We start from the raw sequence: 20954 nt of genomic DNA on the forward strand, positions 1-20954 counted from the left end.
CCCCGCCGATACCGGCGGGGTTTTTCGTTGGTGCGTGGGCAGGGCTTCCAGGAGATGACAACCCAAGCCACCCTTCTGAAAAGCGGTCTTGGAGATCCTCCCCACGCCCAGCGGAAGAGCAAGAGTCCACACTGTCCGGTGTCGGTGGACTGGCGCTAAGCGCACTGTGCTGATCGAGATTCGCCTGGGGCGGGCGGGCGATCCCGGCTCGTGTTCAGAGTGTCTGAATTTCGCCGGCAGCCACTTCAGCGCTGATGTCGATCAGGCACGTCGCGCCTCCCCTCACCGGGGCGCCGCCCCATCGCACGACATCCGCGGTGGAAAGCTCGATCTTGTAGCGCTTCCTGGATCGTTCGACGCCCGACCGTGTCGCCGTCTCCTTCCAGGCGACCGTCCCGCGATATCGGTCCGGCGGAAGGACGATGGTCCCGTCGATCCGCGTGTCGACCGAGACGAGAAAATCCATCGGCCCACCCATCATGCGGGAACCCTTGCGCAGCCTTAGCCTCTTTTCGGCTTTCATGCGTACCTCGCCATTACCGCCACCTGGATAAACCGTTGTGCGGTCGTCGTCATGCTTCCCCCCGATCCCGGACCAGCCGGCCCCGCGCCGTCAGGCGCCACCATCGCGCGCCGCGCCAGCCGACGTCGAACCGGGCAAGACCCATCTGCTCGAGTTGCGCCACGGCTTCCAGAATCGCCGTCGGCAGCTCGGATTCCAGGCAGCCGATCGACTCGAAGTCCGACGCCCATCCGGTCAGGCGGATCACGGCCCGGCATTGTATGGGTGTCAGGTCTTCGAAGCGCATGGCCATTCGCTTTCCCATGGTTTGGAACGGCTGCCAAGGTCGTGGCGTGCGAATGGGGCGGACCGGCCGGAAGGATGGCGGCGGCATCGTTCCACCCGGCATGGTTCACGAGGTTCGAGGCTTGGAGGATTCCTGGCTCGTTCTCATGGCGATAGGACCGCTGCTGTTTGCTTGTCATCTCCTGACAGAGCTTGCGCGGACGAGGCGCTGGCGGGGCGGGGAGGGGACACCGGGCCGCGTAGCCTCCGATCTACCGGCAAGAACGATTGGACGCCGGCCGCTCCGCATATCCGAAGCCCAGCGTCCGCCTTCCATCCCTATGGCGCGTCGCGCTTGCCGCTCGTCAGGCGGAATGTTTGCGGCAGGAGCCCCGTGATCTCCTGCACGTCACCGCGCCCGTCACGTTCGGCTTTGAAGTGCTGATGGCGAGGCTCGGGCGCTAGCCGTTGCCGCGAAATTCCGGATAGAGGCTCATGCCGCCATCGACGAAGAGCGTCGTTCCGACGACATAGTCGGACGCGTCGCTTGCCAGCCATGCGACGGCACGGCCGACATCCTCCGGCGTGCCGATCCGCCCATAGGGGATGAGCTTCAGCATCTCGGCTTCCCCACCGTCGCTGTCGCGTTCCGCCTCGTTGATGGCGGTCGCAATGGCACCGGGCGCCACCGCATTGATGCGGATGCGCTCCTGCGCGACCTCCTGGGAGAGGGATTCCATCAGGAGTTTCAAGCCGCCCTTGGACGCCGCGTAATTGGCGCGGAAGGCCCAGGGTATGCGTTGGTGCACGGAGGAATTGAAGATCAGCTTGCCGGCTGCGCGGCTGACCTCGGGCCGCAGGCCCTTGGCCCGGAAGCGGCGGATGGCCTCGCGCGCGGTCAGGAAGGCGCCGGTCAGGTTGACGGAGATGACGGCGTTCCAATCGTCGAGGGACATGTCGGCGATGGGCCCGTCCTTCTGGCGTCCGGCATTGGAGAAGACGATGTCGAGCGGGCCGAACTGCGCCTGCGCGGCGTCGAACATGGCGATGACATCGTCCTGCGAGGCGACATCCCCCTGGATCAGGGTGCCGCGCACGCCCAGCGCCGTCACCCGGGAAAGGGTTTCCCGCGCGCCGTCGAGGGATGAGCGATAGTTGATCGCCACATCGGCGCCGGCCTCTGCCAGGGCGATGGCCGCCGCCTGGCCGATGCCGCTCGAAGCGCCGGTCACGAGGGCGGTCTGCCCGTCGAGCCGCAGCGTGTCAGGCAATGCCATCGGGATCCTCCAGAATGTGATTGTGGGTTCCGCCCGTCCGCGATTGCGACAGGGCCCGGTCCAGCCAGATGGCCGCGGAGATCAGCGAAAGATGGGTCAGCCCTTGCGGAAAGTTGCCCAAATGATCCCCGGCCGAGGACAGCTCTTCCGCATAGAGGCCGAGATGGTTGGCATAGGAGTGGAGCTTCTCGAACATGAGGCGCGCTTCGGCCACCTGCCCGGTCCGGGCGAGGGCCTCCACATACCAGAAGGAGCAGATGGTGAAGGTCCCTTCCTCGCCCTCCAGCCCATCGAAGCTGGCTTCTGCATTGTCGTAGCGCTTGACCAGACAGTCGTGGACAAGCTTTTCCTGGACGACGCGCAGGGTCGAGGTCCAGAGTGGATCGCGCGGGTTGATGAAGCGCACGAGCGGCATGAGCAGCACCACCGCATCGACGGCCGTCCCGCCCTTGGTCTGGGTGAAGGCGCCGACATCCGGGTTCCAGAATTCCGTCAGGATGGTCTCCTGGATGCGGTCGCGTTCGACGCGCCACAGATCCATGTCGCAGGGCAGGGACTGGCGCATGGCGATGCGCAGGCCCCGGTCCAGCGCCACCCAGCACATGAGGCGCGAGGACAAGTATTCTTCATCCTCGCCGCGGCTTTCCCAGATCCCCTTGTCCTTCAGGCGCCAGTTGGCGGCCACCCAGTCGAGCATGCTCGCCATCTTGCGCCAGGCGGAGGTGGTGGGTTTGCCGCGCGCCTTGGTCGAGATGTAGACGGCGTCCATGAACTCGCCGAAAATGTCCATCTGGCGCTGGGTATAGGCCTCGTTGCCGATCCGAACGGGCCGCGACCCTTCATAGCCTGGAACATGGTCGAGTTCCCTCTCGGTCAGGTCGTCCTCTCCGTTCATGGCATACATGATCTGCAGGCCCGGCCCGTCCTCCGGTTCCTCCATGACGCGTTCCATCAGGAAGTGGATGAAGGCTTCCGCCTCGTCATAATAATTCAGGCGCGAGAAGGCGTAGAGCGTGAAGGCGGAGTCCCGCACCCAGCAGAACCGGTAGTCCCAGTTGCGCTCTCCGCCCAGGACTTCCGGCAGGCCGAAGGTCGCGGCGGCGGCGATGGAGCCATGATCGCGCGAGGTGAGGAGCTTCAGGGTCAGGGCCGAACGGGTGACCAGCTCCTTCCAATTGTTGGGATAGGTCCCTTCGCCGACCCAGCCATGCCAGAAGTGGCTCGTATCGGCAAAGGAGCGGCGGACATATTCCTTGTCGATCCGGGGATGCCCGATCCGGCCGGGGCAGAAGACGACGTGGAGCGTCTGCCCTTCCTCCAGCGTCCATTGGCCGTGAATGCCGTCGGCTTCCAGCGCCAAAGGGCGGTCGCTGTAGAAGAAGGCCGAATGGTCCTTCCCGGCCTGTGTCCATGTCAGGTGAACGCCGCCCTCGACCGGCTCCATCGAAATCGCGGCGCGCCCGTAGTCGGGCCGTGGCGTGATGAGGAGCTGGAAGGTGACGGTGCCGAGCACCGCCTTAGCCCGGCGGACGATGCGGCCCGATTCGTCCACTGGCATGAAGTCCGACACTTCGCCGATGGACCCGTCGCCCAGGAATCGCGTCAGGAGGATGTTGGTGTCCGGCAAATAGATCTGCCGGGTCGCGCCGCCGCAGCCCGGCACATGCAGCCGGAACTCGCCCATGTCCTCGCCCAGGAGATGCCCGAAGAGCGTGGGCGAATCGAAGTGCGGGTAGCAGAAGAAGTCGATCGTGCCGTCCATGGCGACGAGGGCCGTCGTTCGCATGTCGCCGATGATTCCGTGCTCGGAAATGCGGTTGCGGGCCTGGCGCGCTTTGGGCTCGGTCATTGGGCGGCTTCATCCTTACTGTCGTTGCGCGGACCCACGCGTCGGCGCCTTGCCATAAAGAATGCGAGCGCCGCGCGGTTCCGACGCGGCTGGACCGTCAGCGCTCCGACACAAAAACGTGCGATCCTGGTCAGGCCCGGGCGGATGCAACGAGCGGGCGTTTTTCGGCCTCGTATGCGGCATTGACCACAGCGGGTGATTCCCCCTTGCGGCAAGATGTTCTACATGGGGGGAGGTGCCGCCAAGGCCGAGCGGGGGTGTAATGAGTGCAATGGAGACGAGCCTGCGGCGCGCGCTGCAGAACGGTAACGCCGCCGATCCGGAATTCAGGCTTTCCATCTACCAGGCCTCCGAACGGGCGATGGAAAAGATGCTGTCGGACAAGGGCGTGCCGGCGGCCGAGGCAACGCAGCGTCGTCATGCGCTGGCCAGTGCCATAGCGCAGATCGAAGCCGATTACGGGCCGGGCGATGGCCTGGAGGCCGGCCATGGGGACAGCCAGGGCGACGTTGGCTATGCCGACACGTTCGACGATGCCACGCACACCGGCGCCCCGCAGGATACCCCGGCGTATGAGGATGCGCCGGCGGCGCGCCGGGCGGCGCCCGTGCGGGGGCGCAGCCCCTTCCTGTCGCCGGCCTTTCTGGGCGTCGTCGCCGCGCTGTTCCTGGTGATCCTTCTCTATATCGTCAGCACCGTCTTCCAGGGCGGCGATGGCGCGCAGGAACAGTCCGGCACCACCTCCTCCGATACGGCGGCGACGGCAGGCAATCTGTCCTGGATCAACGTCTTTTCCGGCGGCAATATCGACGTCCTCGCCACGCCGCAGGGCGGCCGGGTCGAGGCCATTTCGCTCGACGGGCGCGATGCCGTGCGCATGCAGGCGCCGGAAGGCCAGTCGGGCGAAGTGCTCCTGAATGTCGGTCCCGGCCTCGTCGGCGAGCTTGCGGGCTCGACCGTGCGTGTGGAACTGACCGCCGGCTCGCCCGATTCCAACGCGCGCGAGTTCAGCGTCCGCTGCCTGTTCGGAGAGGCCAGCGTCTGCGACAGGCAGCGTTTCGTGACCAGCATGCAGGAGGAAGCCTTCGTCTTCGACGTCGCCGTCCCGCGCGATGCGGCAACGCCGGCCAGCCTGGCGATCGCGCCGGGCGTGGGCGGCGCGGGCGGGGACATCGATCTCTTCGCGGTGCGCGTGCGCGTTCTCGGATAGGTCTGTCCCGCCATGCCTGCCCCTGCGGCGTCCCCGTTCCAGTTCCTTCGAAAGCTTCTGTCGGGCCAGGGCCAGGCGGGGGAGCGCAAGACGCGGCGGGCGCCCGGCGTGGCCTGGCCGGATGCCGGCATGAAAGCGGTCCTGGAGGCGATGCAGGAGCCGGCGCTCCTGGCCGACCGTGCGCTGACCCTGCGCTTCTGCAACGCCGCCAGCCAGACGACCTTTGGCGCCATGGCGCTGGGCGATCCCGTCTCCTTGCGCTTCCGCACGCCCGAGCTCGTCGCGGCGGCGCAGGCCGTGCTCACCGATGCCCAGCCGCGCCGCGTGGCCCTGATGGAGCGCTCGCCCCTGGCCCGCTTCTTCGAGATCGAAATCGCCGGCATCCGGCCCGAAGGGGCGGATGCCCCGGTGCTCCTTCTGTTCATCATGCGGGACAGGACCGGTGAGCGGAAAATCGAGCGGATGCGGACCGACTTCGTGGCCAATGCCAGCCATGAGCTGCGCACGCCGCTCGCCTCGCTGATCGGCTTTATCGAAACCCTGCAGGGGCCGGCCCGCAACGACGTGAAGGCGCGGGAGCGTTTCCTGGACATCATGCGCGAACAGGCCGGGCGCATGTCGCGCCTCCTGGACGATCTTCTGTCCCTGTCACGGATCGAGATGCGTCCGGCGCTGGCGCCGGGCGAGCGGGCCAATCTGTGTGAAATCCTCACCTCCGTCCGCGACGCGATGGAGGCCCGGGCGCTGGCGGCGGGCCTGTCCCTCGAACTCGTGCTCCCGAAGACACCCGTCATCGTGAACGGCAATGCGGACGAACTCTCGCAGGTCTTTTCCAATCTGGTGGAAAATGCCGTCAAATATGCCGGGGGCGGGGAGCGGGTGATCCTCGGCCTGCGCAGCGTGGTTCAGGACGCCAATATCGTCGAAGCCTATGTGCAGGATTTCGGGAAGGGCATCGCGGCCGAACACGTGCCGCGCCTGACCGAACGCTTCTACCGGGTCGAGGACGGCAAGACCAAAGCCATCGTCGGAACGGGCCTCGGCCTGTCCATCGTGCGCAACATATTGCAGCGCCATCAGACGCGACTCCAGGTGCAGAGCCGCCCGGAATCGGGCTCGACCTTCTCGGTCCGTTTCACATTGATGAAGGCATAAGCGGCGTCGTTTCCGTTTCACCAACGATAACAGCATCTTGCACTGTCACAAATCGGCAATCCATCCGTCATATACGGTTCAAGGCGACGGTTTAGACGGTTGCTGAGACCCGGAGCACGGGCCGTACGAGACGGCCCTGTGGGTTGGCAGCCTATCCAGACAACTCCCTGAAGGAGCAGATTTCGTGACGACCAAGATTTATGCCGGCCTCGCGCTCGGCGCAGCCTTCTTCATGTCCGCCGGCGCCCAGGCGCAGTCGGTGGAGCGCATCCAGATGGCCGGTTCGTCGACCGTGCTGCCCTATGCGCAGATCGTGGCCGAGAATTTCGGCGAGGTCTATCCCGACTTCCCGACCCCGATCGTCGAATCCGGCGGCACGTCCGGTGGCTTCCGCCAGTTCTGCCAGGGCGTCGGCTCGCAGACGATCGACATCGCCAACGCATCCCGCCCGATCAAGGAGTCGGAGCTGAAGGCGTGCACGGATGCCGGCGTGACCGACATCCAGGAAGTCAAGTTCGGCTATGACGGCATCGTCTTCGCGTCCGCCGCTTCCGGCGCCGATTTCGTGCTGACGCCGGCCATGGTCTTCAACGCCCTGGCCGCCAAGGTGGTCAAGGACGGCAAGGTCGTCGACAACGCCGTGACCAATTGGTCGGACGTCGATGCCTCGCTCCCCAACCAGACGATCACCGCCTTCATCCCGGCCGAAAATCACGGCACGCGCGAAGTCTTCGACGAGAAGCTCCTGGCCGCCGGCTGCGATGCATCCGGCGCGCTCGCGGCCTTCAAGGCGTCCGGCATGGACGACAAGGCCGCCCATGACCAGTGCATCACGGTGCGCGGCGGCAACATCACGACCGACATTTCGGGCGACTACACCGAGACCCTGTCGCGCATCGACGCCAATCCGCAGGGCATCGGCGTGTTCGGCCTGGCCTTCTACGAGCAGAACCAGGACCGCCTGAAGGTCGCCACCATCGACGGCGTGACCCCGTCGGTCGAGACCATCTCCGCCGGTGAGTATCCGGTGTCGCGGCCGCTCTTCTTCTACGTCAAGAAGGCGCATGTCGGCGTCGTTCCCGGCCTGAAGGAGTTCGTCGAATTCTTCCTCGACGACCAGATGGTCGGCCCCGACAGCCCGCTGGCCGCCTATGGCCTCGTCCCGGCGCCGGATGCCGAGCGTGATGCGGCCCGCGAAGCCTTCGCGGCCGGCACCACCGTCCAGGGCTGACCCCACATCCAGTCGACATGGCCGGGCCCGCATGATGCGGGCCCGGTTTTCACGCCCGCAGCCGCGGGCCCTGCCGGGATGGAGCAATGTCCACCTTATCGATCGTCATCCTTGTTCTTTTGATCGGGGCCATCGGCTTTGCCCTCGGCAGAGCGCGGGCGGCACGCCTGCCGTCGGGCCCGAAGGAAAAGCTGCATTCCCGCCCGATCTATCACGGCTCCTACGTCCTCAGCTTCGTGACGGTGCCGGCCCTGGCGCTGCTGGCCGTCTGGGTGATCGCCGCGCCGGTCTTCGTCGGCAGCGACATTGCCGGCCGCATGCCGGCGCAGGGCGAAGGGCAGTTGCCGCCGCATCTGGCGATCAACATGGTCAACTCCCTGGCGAACGGCATCCGCGTCCTGCCCGCCGACGAGCGTGATGGGCTGGAGGGCGCTAGCATCGCCTCCGTGCGTCCGCTCCTGGAGCGCCGCGGCATCCCGCTGGCGGCCGAGACGCAGGACTACATGCTGCCGCTCGCCCAGCGCCAGATCGCGCTGGAGGATACGAGCCGTCTCGGCATGACGGTGGCGACCATCCTGGTCGCGCTGGCGGGGCTGGTCTTCGCCCTGTCGCGCATCCAGCGCCGGTTGCGCGCCCGCAATGCGGTCGAGGGCGTGGTGCGGGGCTTCCTCATCATCTGCTCCTCCATCGCCATCCTGACGACGGTCGGCATCGTCCTGTCGATGCTGTTCGAATCCTTCGATTTCTTCTCGCGCATATCGCCGGCCGATTTCTTCTTCGGAACGGTGTGGGAGCCGCGTTTCGCGGCGGCCGGCTCGAGCGTCCAGGGCCAGTTCGGCCTGATCCCGCTTCTGTACGGAACGCTCTACATCGCCTTCGTGGCCATGCTCTTCGCGGTGCCGGTCGGTCTGTTCGCCGCCATCTACATGGCCGAATATGCGAGCAATCCGGTCCGCTCCACCGTGAAACCGCTCCTGGAAGTGCTGGCCGGCATCCCGACCATCGTCTACGGCTTCTTCGCGCTCATCACGGTCGGCCCCTTCCTCCGGGACCTGTCGGCCGAGCTGAACGGCCTCGTCACGGGGAGCTACACCTCCTTCATCCAGGCGCAGAGCGTGCTGACGGCGGGGCTGGTGATGGGCATCATGCTGATCCCCTTCGTGTCGTCCCTGTCGGACGACATCATCACGGCAGTGCCGCGTTCCCTGCGCGACGGCTCGCTCGGGCTGGGGGCGACCCGCTCGGAAACGGTCAAGCGGGTCATCCTGCCCGCGGCGCTTCCGGGCATCGTATCGGCGCTGCTGCTGACGGCATCGCGCGCCATCGGTGAAACCATGATCGTGGTGCTCGCCGCCGGCATCGCCGCCAACATCACCATCAACCCGTTCGAGGCGATGACGACAGTGACCATCAAGATCGTCAGCCAGTTGACGGGCGATCTGGACTTCACATCGCCGCAGAGCCTCGTGGCCTTCGCACTCGGCATCACGCTCTTCGCCATGACGCTCGTGCTCAACATCGTCGCCCTCTACATCGTCCGCAAGTATCGGGAGCAGTACGACTGATGTCCGACTTTTCCATCGACACGTCGTCCGCCGTTAGCAAGGCGCCCGCGCGACGCGATATCGGCATCAAGCGCCGCTATGCCGCCGAACGCCGGTTCAAAGCCTACGGCATCACCGCCATCGCCATCGGCCTTCTGTTCCTGTGCACGCTCCTGTGGACCGTGATTTCCCAGGGCTACACGGCCTTCTGGCAGACGGAGATCCGCCTGCCGATCGACTTCAGCCAGTCGATCATCGATCCCGGCAATACGGGTGGGCAGGATGCCGGCGCGCTGATGCGCGCCAACTATCCGCGCCTGGCGCAGGACGCGATCTATCAGCGGCTCGGCGTGGATGCGTCCAACCGGCAGGAAGCGCAGCGCGCCGCAGCGCTCGTATCCCAGGGCGTGCGCCTGCAGCTGCGCGACATGGTGCTGAGCGATCCCTCGATCATCGGCACGACGCAGGATGTCTGGATCATTGCCAGTTCCACGGTGGATTCGGCCCTCAAGGGCCAGTTCGACCTGTCGGTCGAGGAAAGCCGCCGGCCCCTGAACGACCTGCAGCTCGGCTGGATGTCGCAGCTGGAAGAGGCGGGCGATCTGCAGCAGCGCTTCAATACGGGCCTTTTCGTCAACGGCGCATCGAGCCGCGCAGAGACGGCGGGCGTGGGCGTCGCCATCATCGGCAGCTTCTTCCTGATGGTGATCGTCCTGGTCCTCGCTTTGCCGATCGGCGTGGCGGCGGCGATCTACCTGGAAGAGTTCGCGCCGAAGAACAAGCTGACCGACCTGATCGAGGTGAACATCAACAATCTGGCGGCGGTGCCCTCCATCGTCTTCGGTCTTCTGGGCCTGGCCGTCTTCATCAACTGGTTCGGGCTGCCGCGCTCGGCCTCCCTCGTCGGCGGCCTCGTCCTGACGCTGATGACCCTGCCGACCATCATCATCGCCACGCGCGCGGCGCTGAAGGCGGTGCCGCCCTCCATCCGTGCGGCGGCTCTGGGGCTCGGCGCATCGCGCAACCAGATGGTGTTCCAGCATGTGCTGCCGCTGGCGGCCCCCGGCATCATGACGGGCACCATCATCGGCCTCGCCCAGGCCCTGGGCGAGACGGCCCCGCTGCTCCTGATCGGCATGGTGGCCTTCGTGGCGGACTATCCGTCCAACCTGATGAGCCCGGCCACGGCGCTGCCGGTGCAGATCTACATGTGGGCGAACGAGGCGGACCGCGCCTTCGTGGAGCGGACTTCCGGCGCGATCATCATCCTTCTCGCCTTCCTGGCGCTCATGAACATCGCGGCCGTGCTGCTGCGACGCCGCTTCGAGCGGCGGTGGTAGACAAACGGAGCCAGACCATGATGGAACATATTCGGATCAAGGCCGGCCCCAGGGCCGCGGAACAGGTGACTATGCCGATCAAGATGCGCGGTGAGAACGTATCCGTCTTCTACGGAGCCAAGCAGGCGCTGTACGAGGTGGATCTCGACGTGGCGGAGCGCCAGGTGACGGCGCTGATCGGCCCTTCGGGCTGCGGCAAGTCCACCTTCCTGCGGACGCTGAACCGCATGAACGACACGATCGACAATTGCCGCGTGGCCGGCAAGATCACCCTGGATGGCGAGGATATCTACGACCGCGACCTCGATGTCGTGGAATTGCGGGCCAGGGTCGGCATGGTGTTCCAGAAGCCGAACCCCTTCCCGAAATCGATCTTCGAGAACATCGCCTATGGTCCGAAGATCCATGGCCTGGCGCGCAACAAGACCGACCTTGAGGAAATCGTCGCCACCAGCCTGAAGCGGGCCGGCCTGTTCAACGAGGTGAAGGACCGGCTGCACGAGCCCGGCACCGGCCTGTCCGGCGGCCAGCAGCAGCGGCTGTGCATCGCCCGCGCCATCGCCGTCTCGCCCGAGGTGATCCTGATGGACGAGCCCTGTTCGGCGCTCGACCCCATCGCCACGGCGACGGTCGAGGAACTGATCGACGAGTTGAAGCAGAACTTCACCATCGTCATCGTAACGCATTCGATGCAGCAGGCCGCCCGCGTGTCGCAGACGACGGCCATGTTCCATCTTGGCCGCATCGTCGAGGTCGGGCCCACGGAGAAGATGTTCTCCAACCCGGACGACAAGCGCACCCAGGATTACATCACCGGCCGCTTCGGCTGACGGCGGCGAGGAGACACATCATGGAAGAACATATCGTCTCGTCCTACGACGAGGAACTGAAGTACATCATGCGCCGCATCTCCGAGATGGGCGGCCAGGCCGAGCGGATGGTCGAGCAGTCGGTCCAGGCGCTGACGCGCAGCGATTTCTCGCTGGCGCAATCGGTCATTGCCGACGACGTACTCCTCGATGCCGCGCAGCGGGAGGTCGAGGAGCGGGCGATCCTGACCATCGCCAAGCGCCAGCCCATGGCCCACGACCTGCGAGAGATCGTCGGCTCCATGCGCATCGCCTCGGACCTGGAGCGCATCGGGGACCTCGGCAAGAACATCGCCAAGCGGGTGATCGGCGTGCGGGAGTTCGGCCTGCCGATCCAGCTGACGCGCGGCATCGAGCACATGGCGGAGCTGGCGATGGACCAGCTCAAGGACGTCCTGGACAGCTATGCCACGCGCGATCCGGCCCGGGCGGAAGCCGTGCGCGCGCGTGACGAGGACATCGACGCGATGTACACCTCGCTCTTCCGCGAGCTCCTGACCTACATGATGGAAGATCCGCGCAACATCTCGGCCTGCACGCACCTTCTGTTCAGTGCCAAGAACATCGAGCGGATCGGCGACCACGCCACCAACATTGCCGAGACGATCTACTACATCAAGACGGGCCAGCAGCTCGACGACGATCGTCCGAAGGGCGACGAAACCCCGTCCCTGTCCCTCAGCGCCGCCGGCGCGGCGCAGGGCTGAGGCGAGGACGCGCGATGAACGCCCGTATCACCGTGGTGGAGGACGAGGAGGCCCTCAGCGTCCTTCTGCGCTACAATCTGGAATCGGAAGGCTTCGCCGTCGATACGATCATGCGCGGGGACGAGGCGGACCTGCGCCTGAAGGAGGAGGTGCCCGATCTCCTGATCCTCGACTGGATGCTTCCGGGCATTTCCGGGGTGGAACTGTGCCGCCGCCTTCGGCTGCGGCCGGAGACGGAGCGCATGCCCATCATCCTCCTGACGGCGCGCGGCGAGGAAAGCGAGCGGGTGCGCGGTCTGAGCGTCGGGGCCGACGATTATGTCGTCAAACCCTTCTCGACGCCGGAGCTTATGGCCCGCGTCAAGGGCCTGCTGCGGCGGGTCAAGCCCGAACGCATTTCCTCGCAGCTGTCGGCGGGCGACATCGACCTCGACCGGGAAACGCACCGCGTGCGCCGGGCCGGGCGCGAGGTGAAGCTCGGGCCCACGGAGTTCAAGCTCCTGGAGTTCCTGCTGCAATCTCCCGGCCGGGTCTTTTCGCGCGAGCAGTTGCTCGATGGCGTCTGGGGACGCGACATCTATGTGGACGAGCGCACGGTGGACGTCCATGTCGGCCGTCTGCGCAAAGCCATCAATCGCGGCCGCCAGCGCGATCCGATCCGCACCGTACGCGGCGCCGGATACGCACTCGACGAGACCTTCGCCGCCGGACGACCCGCAGCGCGCTGAAGCTAAGCGTCAGCGCCGGCGGCGCGTCGGCCGGCTCAATCCCGCGGTGCGGGCGAGTTGGCTGAAGTGCGGGTGCGGGCGACGTCTCCCCATGCGGCCGCGAGCAAGGCAGGGTCGCCTTCCACCATCGCGGCCTTGAGGTAGGCCACGATGTCTTCTTCGGTCTGAAGATAATCTGCGGTCTCTAGCGACTGAATCTTACGTCCGTCATGGCAATTCCTTCCATAGCGCCGCGATGGCCTTGCGCAGCCGATGTCCAGGCTCTTGCTACTCTTGTCGCCGCCGCACAGGAGCACGACGACGACAGCGCCCTGGTCTGAGAAAATAGACCCGGTAGCCGAGCCCGTGATCGATCCGCAGCGTGCGCGGCGCCGAATACGCGGGCGATGAAACCTTCGCCGCCGGCCGCCCTACGGCAGGCTGACCCACGGCGTCAACGCCGGCGGTGCGTGGGCGCATGAAAATCCGGCGGCTTGTCCGCGATCCAGCGCAGGAAGGGTTCGAGGCTCGGCTCGGTGGCCAGTATGCGCCCCTCCGCCTCGATACGTGCCAGGTCTGCATTGCCGAAGGTCGCGTGGATCGCCCGGTGGCAGATCGGGTGAACCGGAACGGTGAGCCGGCCGCCGCGGCTTTTCGGCCGCGGATGATGATACTCGATGCGTGCGCCCATGGGGCGGCCGCAGAGCCAGCATGGCGGTGGTGCAGTCGGGGCGGGCGGATCGTCGTGCGGTCCCGGGCGGCGTCGGTGCATGGCTTCTTCTCTATGCGCTGCGCTGGCACAATGGCCTGTGGGGCAAGGGCGTTCCCGCCCGTGCCCCGCAGGCGGCTTGCCGTCAGGCTCGTGCGGCCATGCCTGCGTGACGGTGGCGCCAGCCCCGGCTGATCAGAAGATCGAGCGCGAGCATGACCAGGAAGGACAGGCCGACCAGCGGAAATGCGAGGCCGCCGACCGCCATCAGCGCCGCCACCCCGGCCAGCCGACCGCGCTCGGCCGGCAGGGGCGGGACGCCCATCGCTCCCTTCGGGCGGCGCTTCCACCACATGGCGCCGGCCGCGACGGCCAGCACCACATTGCCGATGCAGACGGCCAGGAGAACGAGTTTGTTGGCAAGCCCGAACTCCTGCCCGAGATGGACGTTGATGCCGAATTCGAGCCAGCGGCCGAGCGGGCCGTAATCGCCATAGGACATGTCGATCAGCGGTTTTCCGGAATAGGCGTTGAGATGCACGACGCGCTGCTGCGCCAGATCGTCCGGATAGACGGAGGCCGAGAAGACGCCGGTCGGGCCCTTGGGAAAGACGACCGTATAGCCCCTGTGGAGGCCGAGCCCGTCGAAGACGGATACGGCGTCGTCGATGCCGATCGGCTCCATGCTCGCGCCCCCTTCGGCCAGCGGCACGCGCGCCTGTTCCAGGGACCATGTGGTGGGGCCGTCCTGCGCCATACGGGCATCGGACATCGGCACATTCACCCGGACGCCGGATGGGTAGCCGAAATTGCTGCCATTGGCCCATTCGTTGACCTTCGCCCCCCAGACGCCCGACCACGGCATGCCGGTGATGGCGAGGAAAGCGATGAAGCCGCCGAGGACGAGCCCCAGCACGGCGTGCAGATCCCGCCAGAAGACGCGTTGCGCCGGCTTGCCCCGGAGCGTCACCACGCCGCCGGACTGTCCGCGCGGCCACCAGAGATAGGCGCCCGTGAGGACAAGCAGTATCGACCAGCCGGCGGCGATCTCGATGAGCCCGCGCGCCACCGGCCCGAAATATTTCAGGCTGTGGAGCGTGCGCACGGTCCACATGATGGTGCCGCGATCCGGCAGGCTGCCGAGGACGGCCGCGTCATAGGGGTTCACATAGACGGCGAGGCGCTCGCCCGAGAGCGTGTCCACCGTGACTTCAGCGGAGCTGTCCGGCGTGGCCGGCAGGGTGATCTTGGCCGCCGTGCCGGGATGGGCGGTCAGCGCCGCCGCCATCAGTGCCGATGGTGGCATGGGCGCAGCGGCCTCCTGCACGGCCACGCGCTTCAGGTCGGCGTGCACGATGGCGTCGATTTCGTCGCGGAACAGATAGAGCGCGCCCGTGACGGACAGGGTGATGAGGAAGGGGAGGACGAACAGGCCGGCAAAGAAGTGCCAGCGCCAGACGGCGCGGTAGAGGCTCGTGCGCGCACGGCGCCGGTCCGCCGCATCCGCCGTGCGGATCGGGTGGTCGGTCATGATTGAAGATCCCGTCTGCAGCGTCAGCCGGCAGAGACGAGGCGGCGCAGCTTGGCCAGGGCCATCTGCGCATCTTCCTCGTAGCTGATCGTGCCGAAGAATGAGTTGGAGCCGTCCATCAGATAGACGGAGGCGGTGTGATCGATCGTGTAGCCATCGCCCAGCGGGACCCGCTCGACATGCACCCGGAACGCGTCCGTCATGGCGCGGATCTGCTCCGGGCTGCCGGTGAGCGCGCGGATGCGCGGATCGAAGGCCTCCACATAGGCCTGAAGGTCGGAGGGCGTATCACGCTCCGGATCGACCGATACGAAGATCGCATTCAGCCGGTCGGCATCGGCCCCAAGGTCCCGCATCAGCCCGGCAAGCTCCATCAGCGTGGTCGGGCAGACATCCGGGCAATGGGTGAAGCCGAAGAAGATCGCGCTCGGCTTGCCGGCGAAATCGGCCTGCGTGACGGGCGCGCCGCGCGTGTCGACAAGCTGGAACGGGCCGCCGATGGCCGGCCGGCTCGCGGCGCCGCCGCCGCTTGCCACAGGCGGCGTCGGCGACATGATCGTGGCGACGGCATAGAGCGACGCGCCGATGGTGACCCCGCACAGGGTCAGGAGAAACAGCCGTGCGCGCCGCATCAGTGCGCTCCGTGGCCCTGGCCGGCCGACGGCGAGCCCATGGGGCCGACGGCAAGTTCCACCGTGACCGTGCCGGCTTGCGCGAAGGTCAGCTCAAGCGGAACCTTCGCGCCTTCCTTCAGCGGGGCCTTCAGGCCGATCAGCATGAAATGCATGTCGCCCGGCTCCAGCGCGACATCTTCGCCCGGCGGCAGCGGCAGCCCATCTTCGACGGGGCGCATCTTCATGACACCGTCCACCATCTCGACCGAATGAAGCTCCACGCGGTCGGCGGCGGGCGAATGGGCTTCGATGAGGCGGTCGGGCTCTGAGCTGTCATTGCGCAGGGTCATGTATCCCGCGCCGATATTGCTGTTGGGCGGCGTCGCCCGGGACCAGGGGTGGCCGACATGCAGCGAGCCTTGCGTATACTCATGGGCGGGGGCGGCGCCGGGGGCAAGGGTCAGGACAAGGGCGGCAAAGGCCGCGATGTGTGTGATCTTCATGAAACTCTCCAACAGATGACGGACGGCACGGGGCGCAAAGGCCCCCGCCGCAGACGATCGACGTGTCAGGCGGAGAGTGTGGGTGGACCGCGCGGGTCCGGCGCCAGACCGAGCGGGGCCGGCGAGGGGGCTGGATCGTCACGCAGGGCAAACCAAGGCCGGGCCGGTTCCTGCAGGGAGAAGGCGGGGCCGATATCCTGGCCGGTGGGAAGCGCCGCAAAGAGGCGCGGATCGGCCGCATGGCACACGACGCAGGGGCAGTCGTGCCCGGCCAGCGCCGCATGGCCATCGGCATCGGCATCGGCCGGCGATGCCGCCGCAGTCGTGCCCGGATGGCAGATGACGAAGGCGTCGGGCGTAGCGGCCAGGACGGACGCGCCGCAGGCAAAGCCCGTCATCAACACCTGGAGGATCAGGAAATAGCCGGCCATGGCGGCAAGAACGCCACCGGACAACCGGTCCCCCATCCATCGGCGCACAAGGCTCATGGCCGAGCTATGCCAAATATCGCCAGCGCTGTCACCGTCCCAAATGCGCCTCAGAATTCCTCGTAGCGGGACGGGTCCTGGTCGGCGAGGCGGCCGTCCTTGCGGCCGAGCGCCGTGATCGTATCCATATCCGCGGCGGTGAGCGCGAAGTCGAAGATCGACCGGTTCTCGACCTGCCGTGCGTCCGATGTCGCTTTCGGAAGCGGCACGGTGCCGAGTTGCACCTGCCAGCGCAGGATGACCTGCGCGATGCTGCGGCCGTGCTGCCGGGCGATATCGGCGATGGTGGCATGGCCGAGAAGGTCGTTGGCGCGGCCAAGCGGGCTCCAGGCCTGTGTCACGATGGCGTGGCTGGAATCGTAGTCCCGCTGCGGGGCTTGCGGGAAATAGGGGTGGAGCTCGATCTGGTTGATCGCGGGGGCGACGCCCGTCTCCAGAATGATGCGGTCGAGATGTTCGGGCAGAAAGTTGCACACCCCGATGGTGCGCACGAGCCCGCGCCGCCGTGCCTCCACCAGTGCCTGCCAGGCCTCCACATAGAGGCCGGTCTGCGGATTGGGCCAATGGATGAGGTAGATGTCCAGATGGTCGAGGCCGGTGCGGTAGAGCGATTCCTCGATCGTGGCGAGCGCGCGGTCATAGGCGTGGCGCCGGCCCGGCAGCTTGGAGGTCACGCGGATTTCGTCACGCGGCACGCCGCTCTTGCGCAGTGCCGCGCCTACCGCGCCCTCATTCTCGTAATTGAAGGCGGAGTCGAGAAGCCGGTAGCCGTTGTGGAGCGCGCGAACCATGGTCGCAACACCATCGGCGCCGTTCAGCTTGTAGGTGCCAAAGCCGACGGCCGGCATATGGGTGCCATCGTTCAGCGGGATGGTCGGGATCGCATCGGGCACGCGCGTGTCCTTTCTGGCGGTGGATGCCGCCGGCCGTTCGTGGAGCGTCTAGAAGAAGGCCTGGAGGCCCGTCTGGGCACGGCCGAGGATGAGGGCATGCACATCGTGCGTGCCCTCATAGGTGTTCACCGTCTCGAGGTTCTGCGAATGGCGGATGACGTGATACTCGCCCATGATGCCGTTGCCGCCATGCATGTCCCGCGCCATGCGGGCAATGTCGAGCGCCTTGCCGCAATTGTTGCGCTTGACGAGGCTGATGGCTTCGGGCGCCAAGGCGCCTTCGTCGAACAGGCGCCCGACGCGCAACGAGGCCTGGAGGCCGAGTGCGATTTCCGTCTGCATGTCGGCGAGCTTCTTCTGCACAAGCTGGGTCGCGGCGAGGGGCCGGCCGAACTGCACGCGTTCCAGCGTGTAGTCCCGCGCACGATGCCAGCAATCCTCCGCCGCGCCCATGACGCCCCAGGAAATGCCGTAGCGCGCCCGGTTGAGGCAGCCGAAGGGGCCACGCAGGCCCGACACATGGGGCAGGAGCGCATCCTCCGGCACCTCGACGCCGTCCATCACGATCTCGCCGGTGATGGAGGCGCGCAGCGAAAGCTTGCCGCCGACCTTGGGTGCGCTGAGGCCCGGCAGCCCCTTGTCCAGGATGAAGCCGCGGATCTCCCCGTCATGCGCGTCGGATTTGGCCCAGACGACGAAGACATCCGCAATGGGCGCGTTGGAAATCCACATCTTGGTGCCGCTGAGCCGGTAGCCGCCATCCACCTTCTGGGCGCGCGTCTTCATGCCGCCCGGATCGGAGCCGGCATCGGGCTCGGTCAGGCCGAAGCAGCCGATCAACGCGCCGGATGCGAGGCCGGGCAGGTAGCGGCGGCGCTGCTCCTCCGACCCATAGGCATAGATCGGGTACATGACGAGCGAGGATTGGACGCTCATCATGGAGCGGTAGCCGGAATCCACGCGCTCGACCTCCCGCGCGACGAGCCCGTAGGCCACATAGGATGCGCCGGCGCAGCCGTACTCCTCCGGCAGGGTCACGCCCAGAAGGCCGAGCGCGCCCATTGCGGCGAAGATCGAAGGATCGACCGTTTCGTGCTCATAGGCGTCGAGGATGCGGGGTTGCAACTCGCCCTGCGCAAAATCGCGGGCCGCATCGCGGATCATCCGCTCGTCCTCGGTGAGCTGCGCATCGATGAGGAACGGGTCGGCCCAGTCGAAGGGGGCCATGCGGGTCGGCTGACCTGCGGGGAAGCTGTGGGTCATGATCGCGAACTCCCAAATGCGCATTCTGGCCTATGCCACGAAACGCGTATCGGCTCCACCCGATACACCTTCATGATACAGCCGCCTTCGGCGCACCTATGATAGGTTGTGATGTCGCGGCAAGGCTCGTACCGACATGGAGCATTCCACACCGATGAACAGTCATCCACCCTTAAGAACCAACCGGCGTCGCCACGCGGCGCTTCTGTTCGGCTGTCTTGCATTGGCCCTGGCCGCCGCCCCGGCGCCGTCCCATGCGCAGGAGACGACCGACCAGCGTTTCGACAGCCTGTTCGGGGCGCACGAGCCTTACCGCGCCTTCTTCCAGACCTTGCGCACCGCCATTGCGAAGGGCGATGCCAAGGGGGTGGCCGCCCTCGTCTCCTATCCGCTCTCGGTGCGGATCGGCGGCAAGAAGACGACCATCGCGAATGCGGCAGCCTTCGAGCGGCATTACGCGCAAATCGTCACGCCCGCGCTGCGCCGCGCCGTCGCCGAACAGGAATATGACGATCTTTTCGCCAACTGGCAGGGTGTCTCGATCGGCGACGGGACGCTCTGGTTCTCGGGCGTGGGCGACAGCCAAGAGGTGCGGATCACCGCCATCAACAATTAGTCCAATGCGCGGCCGGGCGGCCCGGAGCCTGTACCCGCGACGCCCTTGCCCTAGTTGCCCCCGTGACGAAAGCGACCGTTCCGGGGGGCCGTAGCCATGTCGAAGATCAGCGCAATCCTTGCCGCAATGGTGGTGATGCTCGGCCTTGCGGCCGGCGGCGCGCGGGCGCAGACGCCGCCCAACGTGCTCATCGTCGGCCAGATCGGCGAGCCGCAATCACTCGATCCGCACCGCGTGACGGCCGCCAACGACTTCCGCATCCTGATGAATGTCTATGAGGGGCTCGTGCGCTACGCCGCCGGCTCGCTCGACCTCGAGCCGGCGCTTGCGACGGACTGGGAGATTTCCGATGACGGGCTCGTCTATACCTTCCGCCTGCGGGAGGGTGTGACCTTCCACGACGGCACGCCCTTCGACGCGCAGGCGGTGAAGTTCAACTTCGACCGCATGCTGGACGAGAACCATCCGCAGCATGCGACCGGGCCATTCCCGCTGGCATTCCAGTTCGATGCCGTGGACCGGGTCGAGGCCGTCGATGCGGCGACCGTGGCCTTCCATCTGAAGGAGCCTTTCGCGCCCTTCCTGGCGACGCTGGCCGCGCCCATCGGGCTTCTCGTCTCGCCGGCCGCAGTGGAAGCCGCCGGGGCCGAGTTCGGGCGCCAGCCGTCCGGCACGGGGCCCTTCCGCTTCGTGGAATGGATCGCCAACCAGCGCGTGGTCGTGGCGGCCAATCCCGATTACCGCGACGGAGCCCCGGCGCTGGAGGCCATCGTCTTCCGGCCGATCAGCGATGCGAACACGCGGATCGCGGAAATGATGGCCGGGGGTATCGACGTGCTCCTGGAAACGCCGCCGGACAACGTGGCCGTGTTCCGGGAGGATCCCAATTTCACGGTCCATGAGACGGTCGGCCCGCATGTCTGGTATCTGATCCTGAACACACGCAGCGGCCCCTTCGCCGACAAGCGTGTCCGGCAGGCGGTGAACTACGCCGTCAACAAGCAGGGTATCGTCGACAATATCCTCCAGGGGACGGCAGAGGTTGCGGCCGGGCCGATCCCGCCGGCCTTCGACTGGGCGACGGACCCCGGCGTCGCGCCCTATCCCTACGATCCCGACCGCGCCCGGGCGCTCCTGGCGGAAGCGGGGGTGACGCAGGCCGATCTGACCTTCCTCGTGACGGAAGGCGGCTCGGGCATGCTGGATCCGGTCCAGATGGCAACGGCCATCCAGGCGGATCTGGCCGCCGTCGGCCTTGCCGCGCGGATCGAGACCTATGAGTGGAACAGCTATCTGGCGCGCGTCAACGAAGGGCTGGAGGGCAAGGGCGACATGGCCGAGATGGCCTGGATGACGAACGATCCCGACACCCTGCCGTTCCTGACCCTGCATTCCAACGCCGTTCCGCAGAAAGGCGGGTTCAATTCCGGCTATTACGCCAACCCGCAGCTCGACGCGCTCCTGGACCAGGCGCGCACCGCCATCGACGAGGAGGAGCGCGCCGATCTGTACCGTGAAGTCCAGGGCCTGGTGCATGAAGAGGCGCCCTGGCTGTTCGTGGCGAACTGGAAGCAGAACGCGGTGACGACGTCCCGGGTCAGCGGCTTTACCCTGCAACCGGATTTCACCCTGATCCTGCGCGACGTCGTAAAGAACTGAGC

Annotated in this window: 22 protein-coding genes; 10 read left to right on the forward strand and 12 right to left on the reverse strand. The window is 66.5% G+C overall.

The features are described 5' to 3' along the window. Positions 1 to 214 precede the first annotated feature (214 nt). The 4 genes from AUL30_RS14885 to AUL30_RS14900 all read right to left on the reverse strand — a co-directional run bounded on the left by AUL30_RS14885 (position 215) and on the right by AUL30_RS14900 (position 3913). Positions 215 to 523: a hypothetical protein gene (locus AUL30_RS14885; RefSeq protein ID WP_157070197.1), complete on the reverse strand. Its 309-nt coding sequence runs from the start codon at positions 521 to 523 to the stop codon at positions 215 to 217. Between the two features lie 49 nt (positions 524 to 572). Further along, the gene (locus AUL30_RS14890) at positions 573 to 815 is read right to left on the reverse strand and encodes a hypothetical protein (RefSeq protein WP_062228700.1); all 243 of its coding nucleotides are present in this window, start codon (positions 813 to 815) and stop codon (positions 573 to 575) included. Positions 816 to 1248: 433 nt separating this feature from the next. Next, positions 1249 to 2064, reverse strand: a complete 816-nt coding sequence (locus AUL30_RS14895; RefSeq protein WP_062228701.1) for an SDR family oxidoreductase — start codon at positions 2062 to 2064, stop codon at positions 1249 to 1251. Next, positions 2051 to 3913 (reverse strand): glycoside hydrolase family 15 protein, encoded by a 1863-nt coding sequence (locus tag AUL30_RS14900; RefSeq protein WP_083507964.1) that lies wholly within the window; start codon positions 3911 to 3913, stop codon positions 2051 to 2053. Before AUL30_RS14900 ends, AUL30_RS14895 begins: the two co-directional genes overlap by 14 nt. A gap of 262 nt (positions 3914 to 4175) precedes the next feature. On the opposite strand from AUL30_RS14900, the gene AUL30_RS14905 reads away from it, so the two are divergent. From AUL30_RS14905 to phoB, 8 genes are all read left to right on the forward strand, one after another. Continuing rightward, positions 4176 to 5123: a hypothetical protein gene (locus AUL30_RS14905; RefSeq protein ID WP_157070199.1), complete on the forward strand. Its 948-nt coding sequence runs from the start codon at positions 4176 to 4178 to the stop codon at positions 5121 to 5123. A gap of 12 nt (positions 5124 to 5135) precedes the next feature. Then, positions 5136 to 6278 carry an ATP-binding protein gene (locus AUL30_RS14910; protein ID WP_062228703.1) on the forward strand — a complete coding sequence of 381 codons (1143 nt, stop codon included), beginning with the start codon at positions 5136 to 5138 and terminating at the stop codon, positions 6276 to 6278. Between the two features lie 232 nt (positions 6279 to 6510). Next, positions 6511 to 7509 carry a PstS family phosphate ABC transporter substrate-binding protein gene (locus AUL30_RS14915; protein WP_062228897.1) on the forward strand — a complete coding sequence of 333 codons (999 nt, stop codon included), beginning with the start codon at positions 6511 to 6513 and terminating at the stop codon, positions 7507 to 7509. Positions 7510 to 7595: 86 nt separating this feature from the next. Next, entirely contained in the window at positions 7596 to 9074 is a 1479-nt protein-coding gene (gene pstC, locus AUL30_RS14920; RefSeq protein ID WP_062228704.1) for a phosphate ABC transporter permease subunit PstC, read from the forward strand. Then, positions 9074 to 10393, forward strand: coding sequence for a phosphate ABC transporter permease PstA (gene pstA / locus AUL30_RS14925; RefSeq protein ID WP_062228705.1), 1320 nt, complete (start codon positions 9074 to 9076; stop codon positions 10391 to 10393). The genes pstC and pstA overlap by 1 nt, the downstream gene beginning before the upstream one ends. A 20-nt stretch (positions 10394 to 10413) precedes the next feature. Next, the gene (pstB, locus tag AUL30_RS14930) at positions 10414 to 11223 is read left to right on the forward strand and encodes a phosphate ABC transporter ATP-binding protein PstB (protein ID WP_407638286.1); all 810 of its coding nucleotides are present in this window, start codon (positions 10414 to 10416) and stop codon (positions 11221 to 11223) included. Between the two features lie 20 nt (positions 11224 to 11243). Further along, a complete protein-coding gene (gene phoU / locus AUL30_RS14935; RefSeq protein WP_157070201.1) occupies positions 11244 to 11969 on the forward strand; it encodes a phosphate signaling complex protein PhoU in 726 nt (241 codons plus the stop codon). Positions 11970 to 11983: 14 nt separating this feature from the next. Next, positions 11984 to 12697: a phosphate regulon transcriptional regulator PhoB gene (gene phoB, locus AUL30_RS14940; RefSeq protein ID WP_062228706.1), complete on the forward strand. Its 714-nt coding sequence runs from the start codon at positions 11984 to 11986 to the stop codon at positions 12695 to 12697. 35 nt (positions 12698 to 12732) lie between these two features. Here the strand turns inward: phoB and AUL30_RS20305 are convergent, their stop codons facing one another. The 8 genes from AUL30_RS20305 to AUL30_RS14975 all read right to left on the reverse strand — a co-directional run bounded on the left by AUL30_RS20305 (position 12733) and on the right by AUL30_RS14975 (position 18641). Further along, the gene (locus AUL30_RS20305; RefSeq protein ID WP_407638284.1) at positions 12733 to 12993 is read right to left on the reverse strand and encodes a helix-turn-helix domain-containing transcriptional regulator; all 261 of its coding nucleotides are present in this window, start codon (positions 12991 to 12993) and stop codon (positions 12733 to 12735) included. Between the two features lie 137 nt (positions 12994 to 13130). Further along, a complete protein-coding gene (locus tag AUL30_RS14945) occupies positions 13131 to 13367 on the reverse strand; it encodes an HNH endonuclease (RefSeq protein WP_244490852.1) in 237 nt (78 codons plus the stop codon). A 163-nt stretch (positions 13368 to 13530) separates the two neighbouring features. After that, the gene (locus AUL30_RS14950; RefSeq protein WP_062228708.1) at positions 13531 to 14916 is read right to left on the reverse strand and encodes a PepSY-associated TM helix domain-containing protein; all 1386 of its coding nucleotides are present in this window, start codon (positions 14914 to 14916) and stop codon (positions 13531 to 13533) included. Between the two features lie 23 nt (positions 14917 to 14939). Next, complete coding sequence (locus AUL30_RS14955) at positions 14940 to 15548, reverse strand: SCO family protein (protein ID WP_062228709.1); 609 nt, start codon at positions 15546 to 15548, stop codon at positions 14940 to 14942. Beyond that, on the reverse strand, positions 15548 to 16033 hold the full coding sequence (locus tag AUL30_RS14960) for a copper chaperone PCu(A)C (protein ID WP_062228710.1): 486 nt from the start codon (positions 16031 to 16033) through the stop codon (positions 15548 to 15550). Before AUL30_RS14960 ends, AUL30_RS14955 begins: the two co-directional genes overlap by 1 nt. A gap of 65 nt (positions 16034 to 16098) precedes the next feature. Then, positions 16099 to 16521 carry a hypothetical protein gene (locus AUL30_RS14965; RefSeq protein ID WP_157070203.1) on the reverse strand — a complete coding sequence of 141 codons (423 nt, stop codon included), beginning with the start codon at positions 16519 to 16521 and terminating at the stop codon, positions 16099 to 16101. A 50-nt stretch (positions 16522 to 16571) separates the two neighbouring features. After that, positions 16572 to 17414: an aldo/keto reductase gene (locus AUL30_RS14970; RefSeq protein ID WP_202814517.1), complete on the reverse strand. Its 843-nt coding sequence runs from the start codon at positions 17412 to 17414 to the stop codon at positions 16572 to 16574. A 48-nt stretch (positions 17415 to 17462) separates the two neighbouring features. Then, positions 17463 to 18641, reverse strand: coding sequence for an acyl-CoA dehydrogenase (locus tag AUL30_RS14975; protein ID WP_157070232.1), 1179 nt, complete (start codon positions 18639 to 18641; stop codon positions 17463 to 17465). 190 nt (positions 18642 to 18831) lie between these two features. On the opposite strand from AUL30_RS14975, the gene AUL30_RS14980 reads away from it, so the two are divergent. Together AUL30_RS14980 and AUL30_RS14985 are read left to right on the forward strand one after the other, a co-directional pair. After that, entirely contained in the window at positions 18832 to 19293 is a 462-nt protein-coding gene (locus AUL30_RS14980) for a hypothetical protein (protein WP_157070204.1), read from the forward strand. 96 nt (positions 19294 to 19389) lie between these two features. Continuing rightward, on the forward strand, positions 19390 to 20952 hold the full coding sequence (locus tag AUL30_RS14985) for an ABC transporter substrate-binding protein (RefSeq protein ID WP_062228713.1): 1563 nt from the start codon (positions 19390 to 19392) through the stop codon (positions 20950 to 20952). Positions 20953 to 20954: the final 2 nt, after the last annotated feature.

The organism is Aureimonas frigidaquae (assembly GCF_001463905.1).
In the GTDB taxonomy this organism is placed as follows: Bacteria; Pseudomonadota; Alphaproteobacteria; order Rhizobiales; family Rhizobiaceae; genus Aureimonas; species Aureimonas frigidaquae.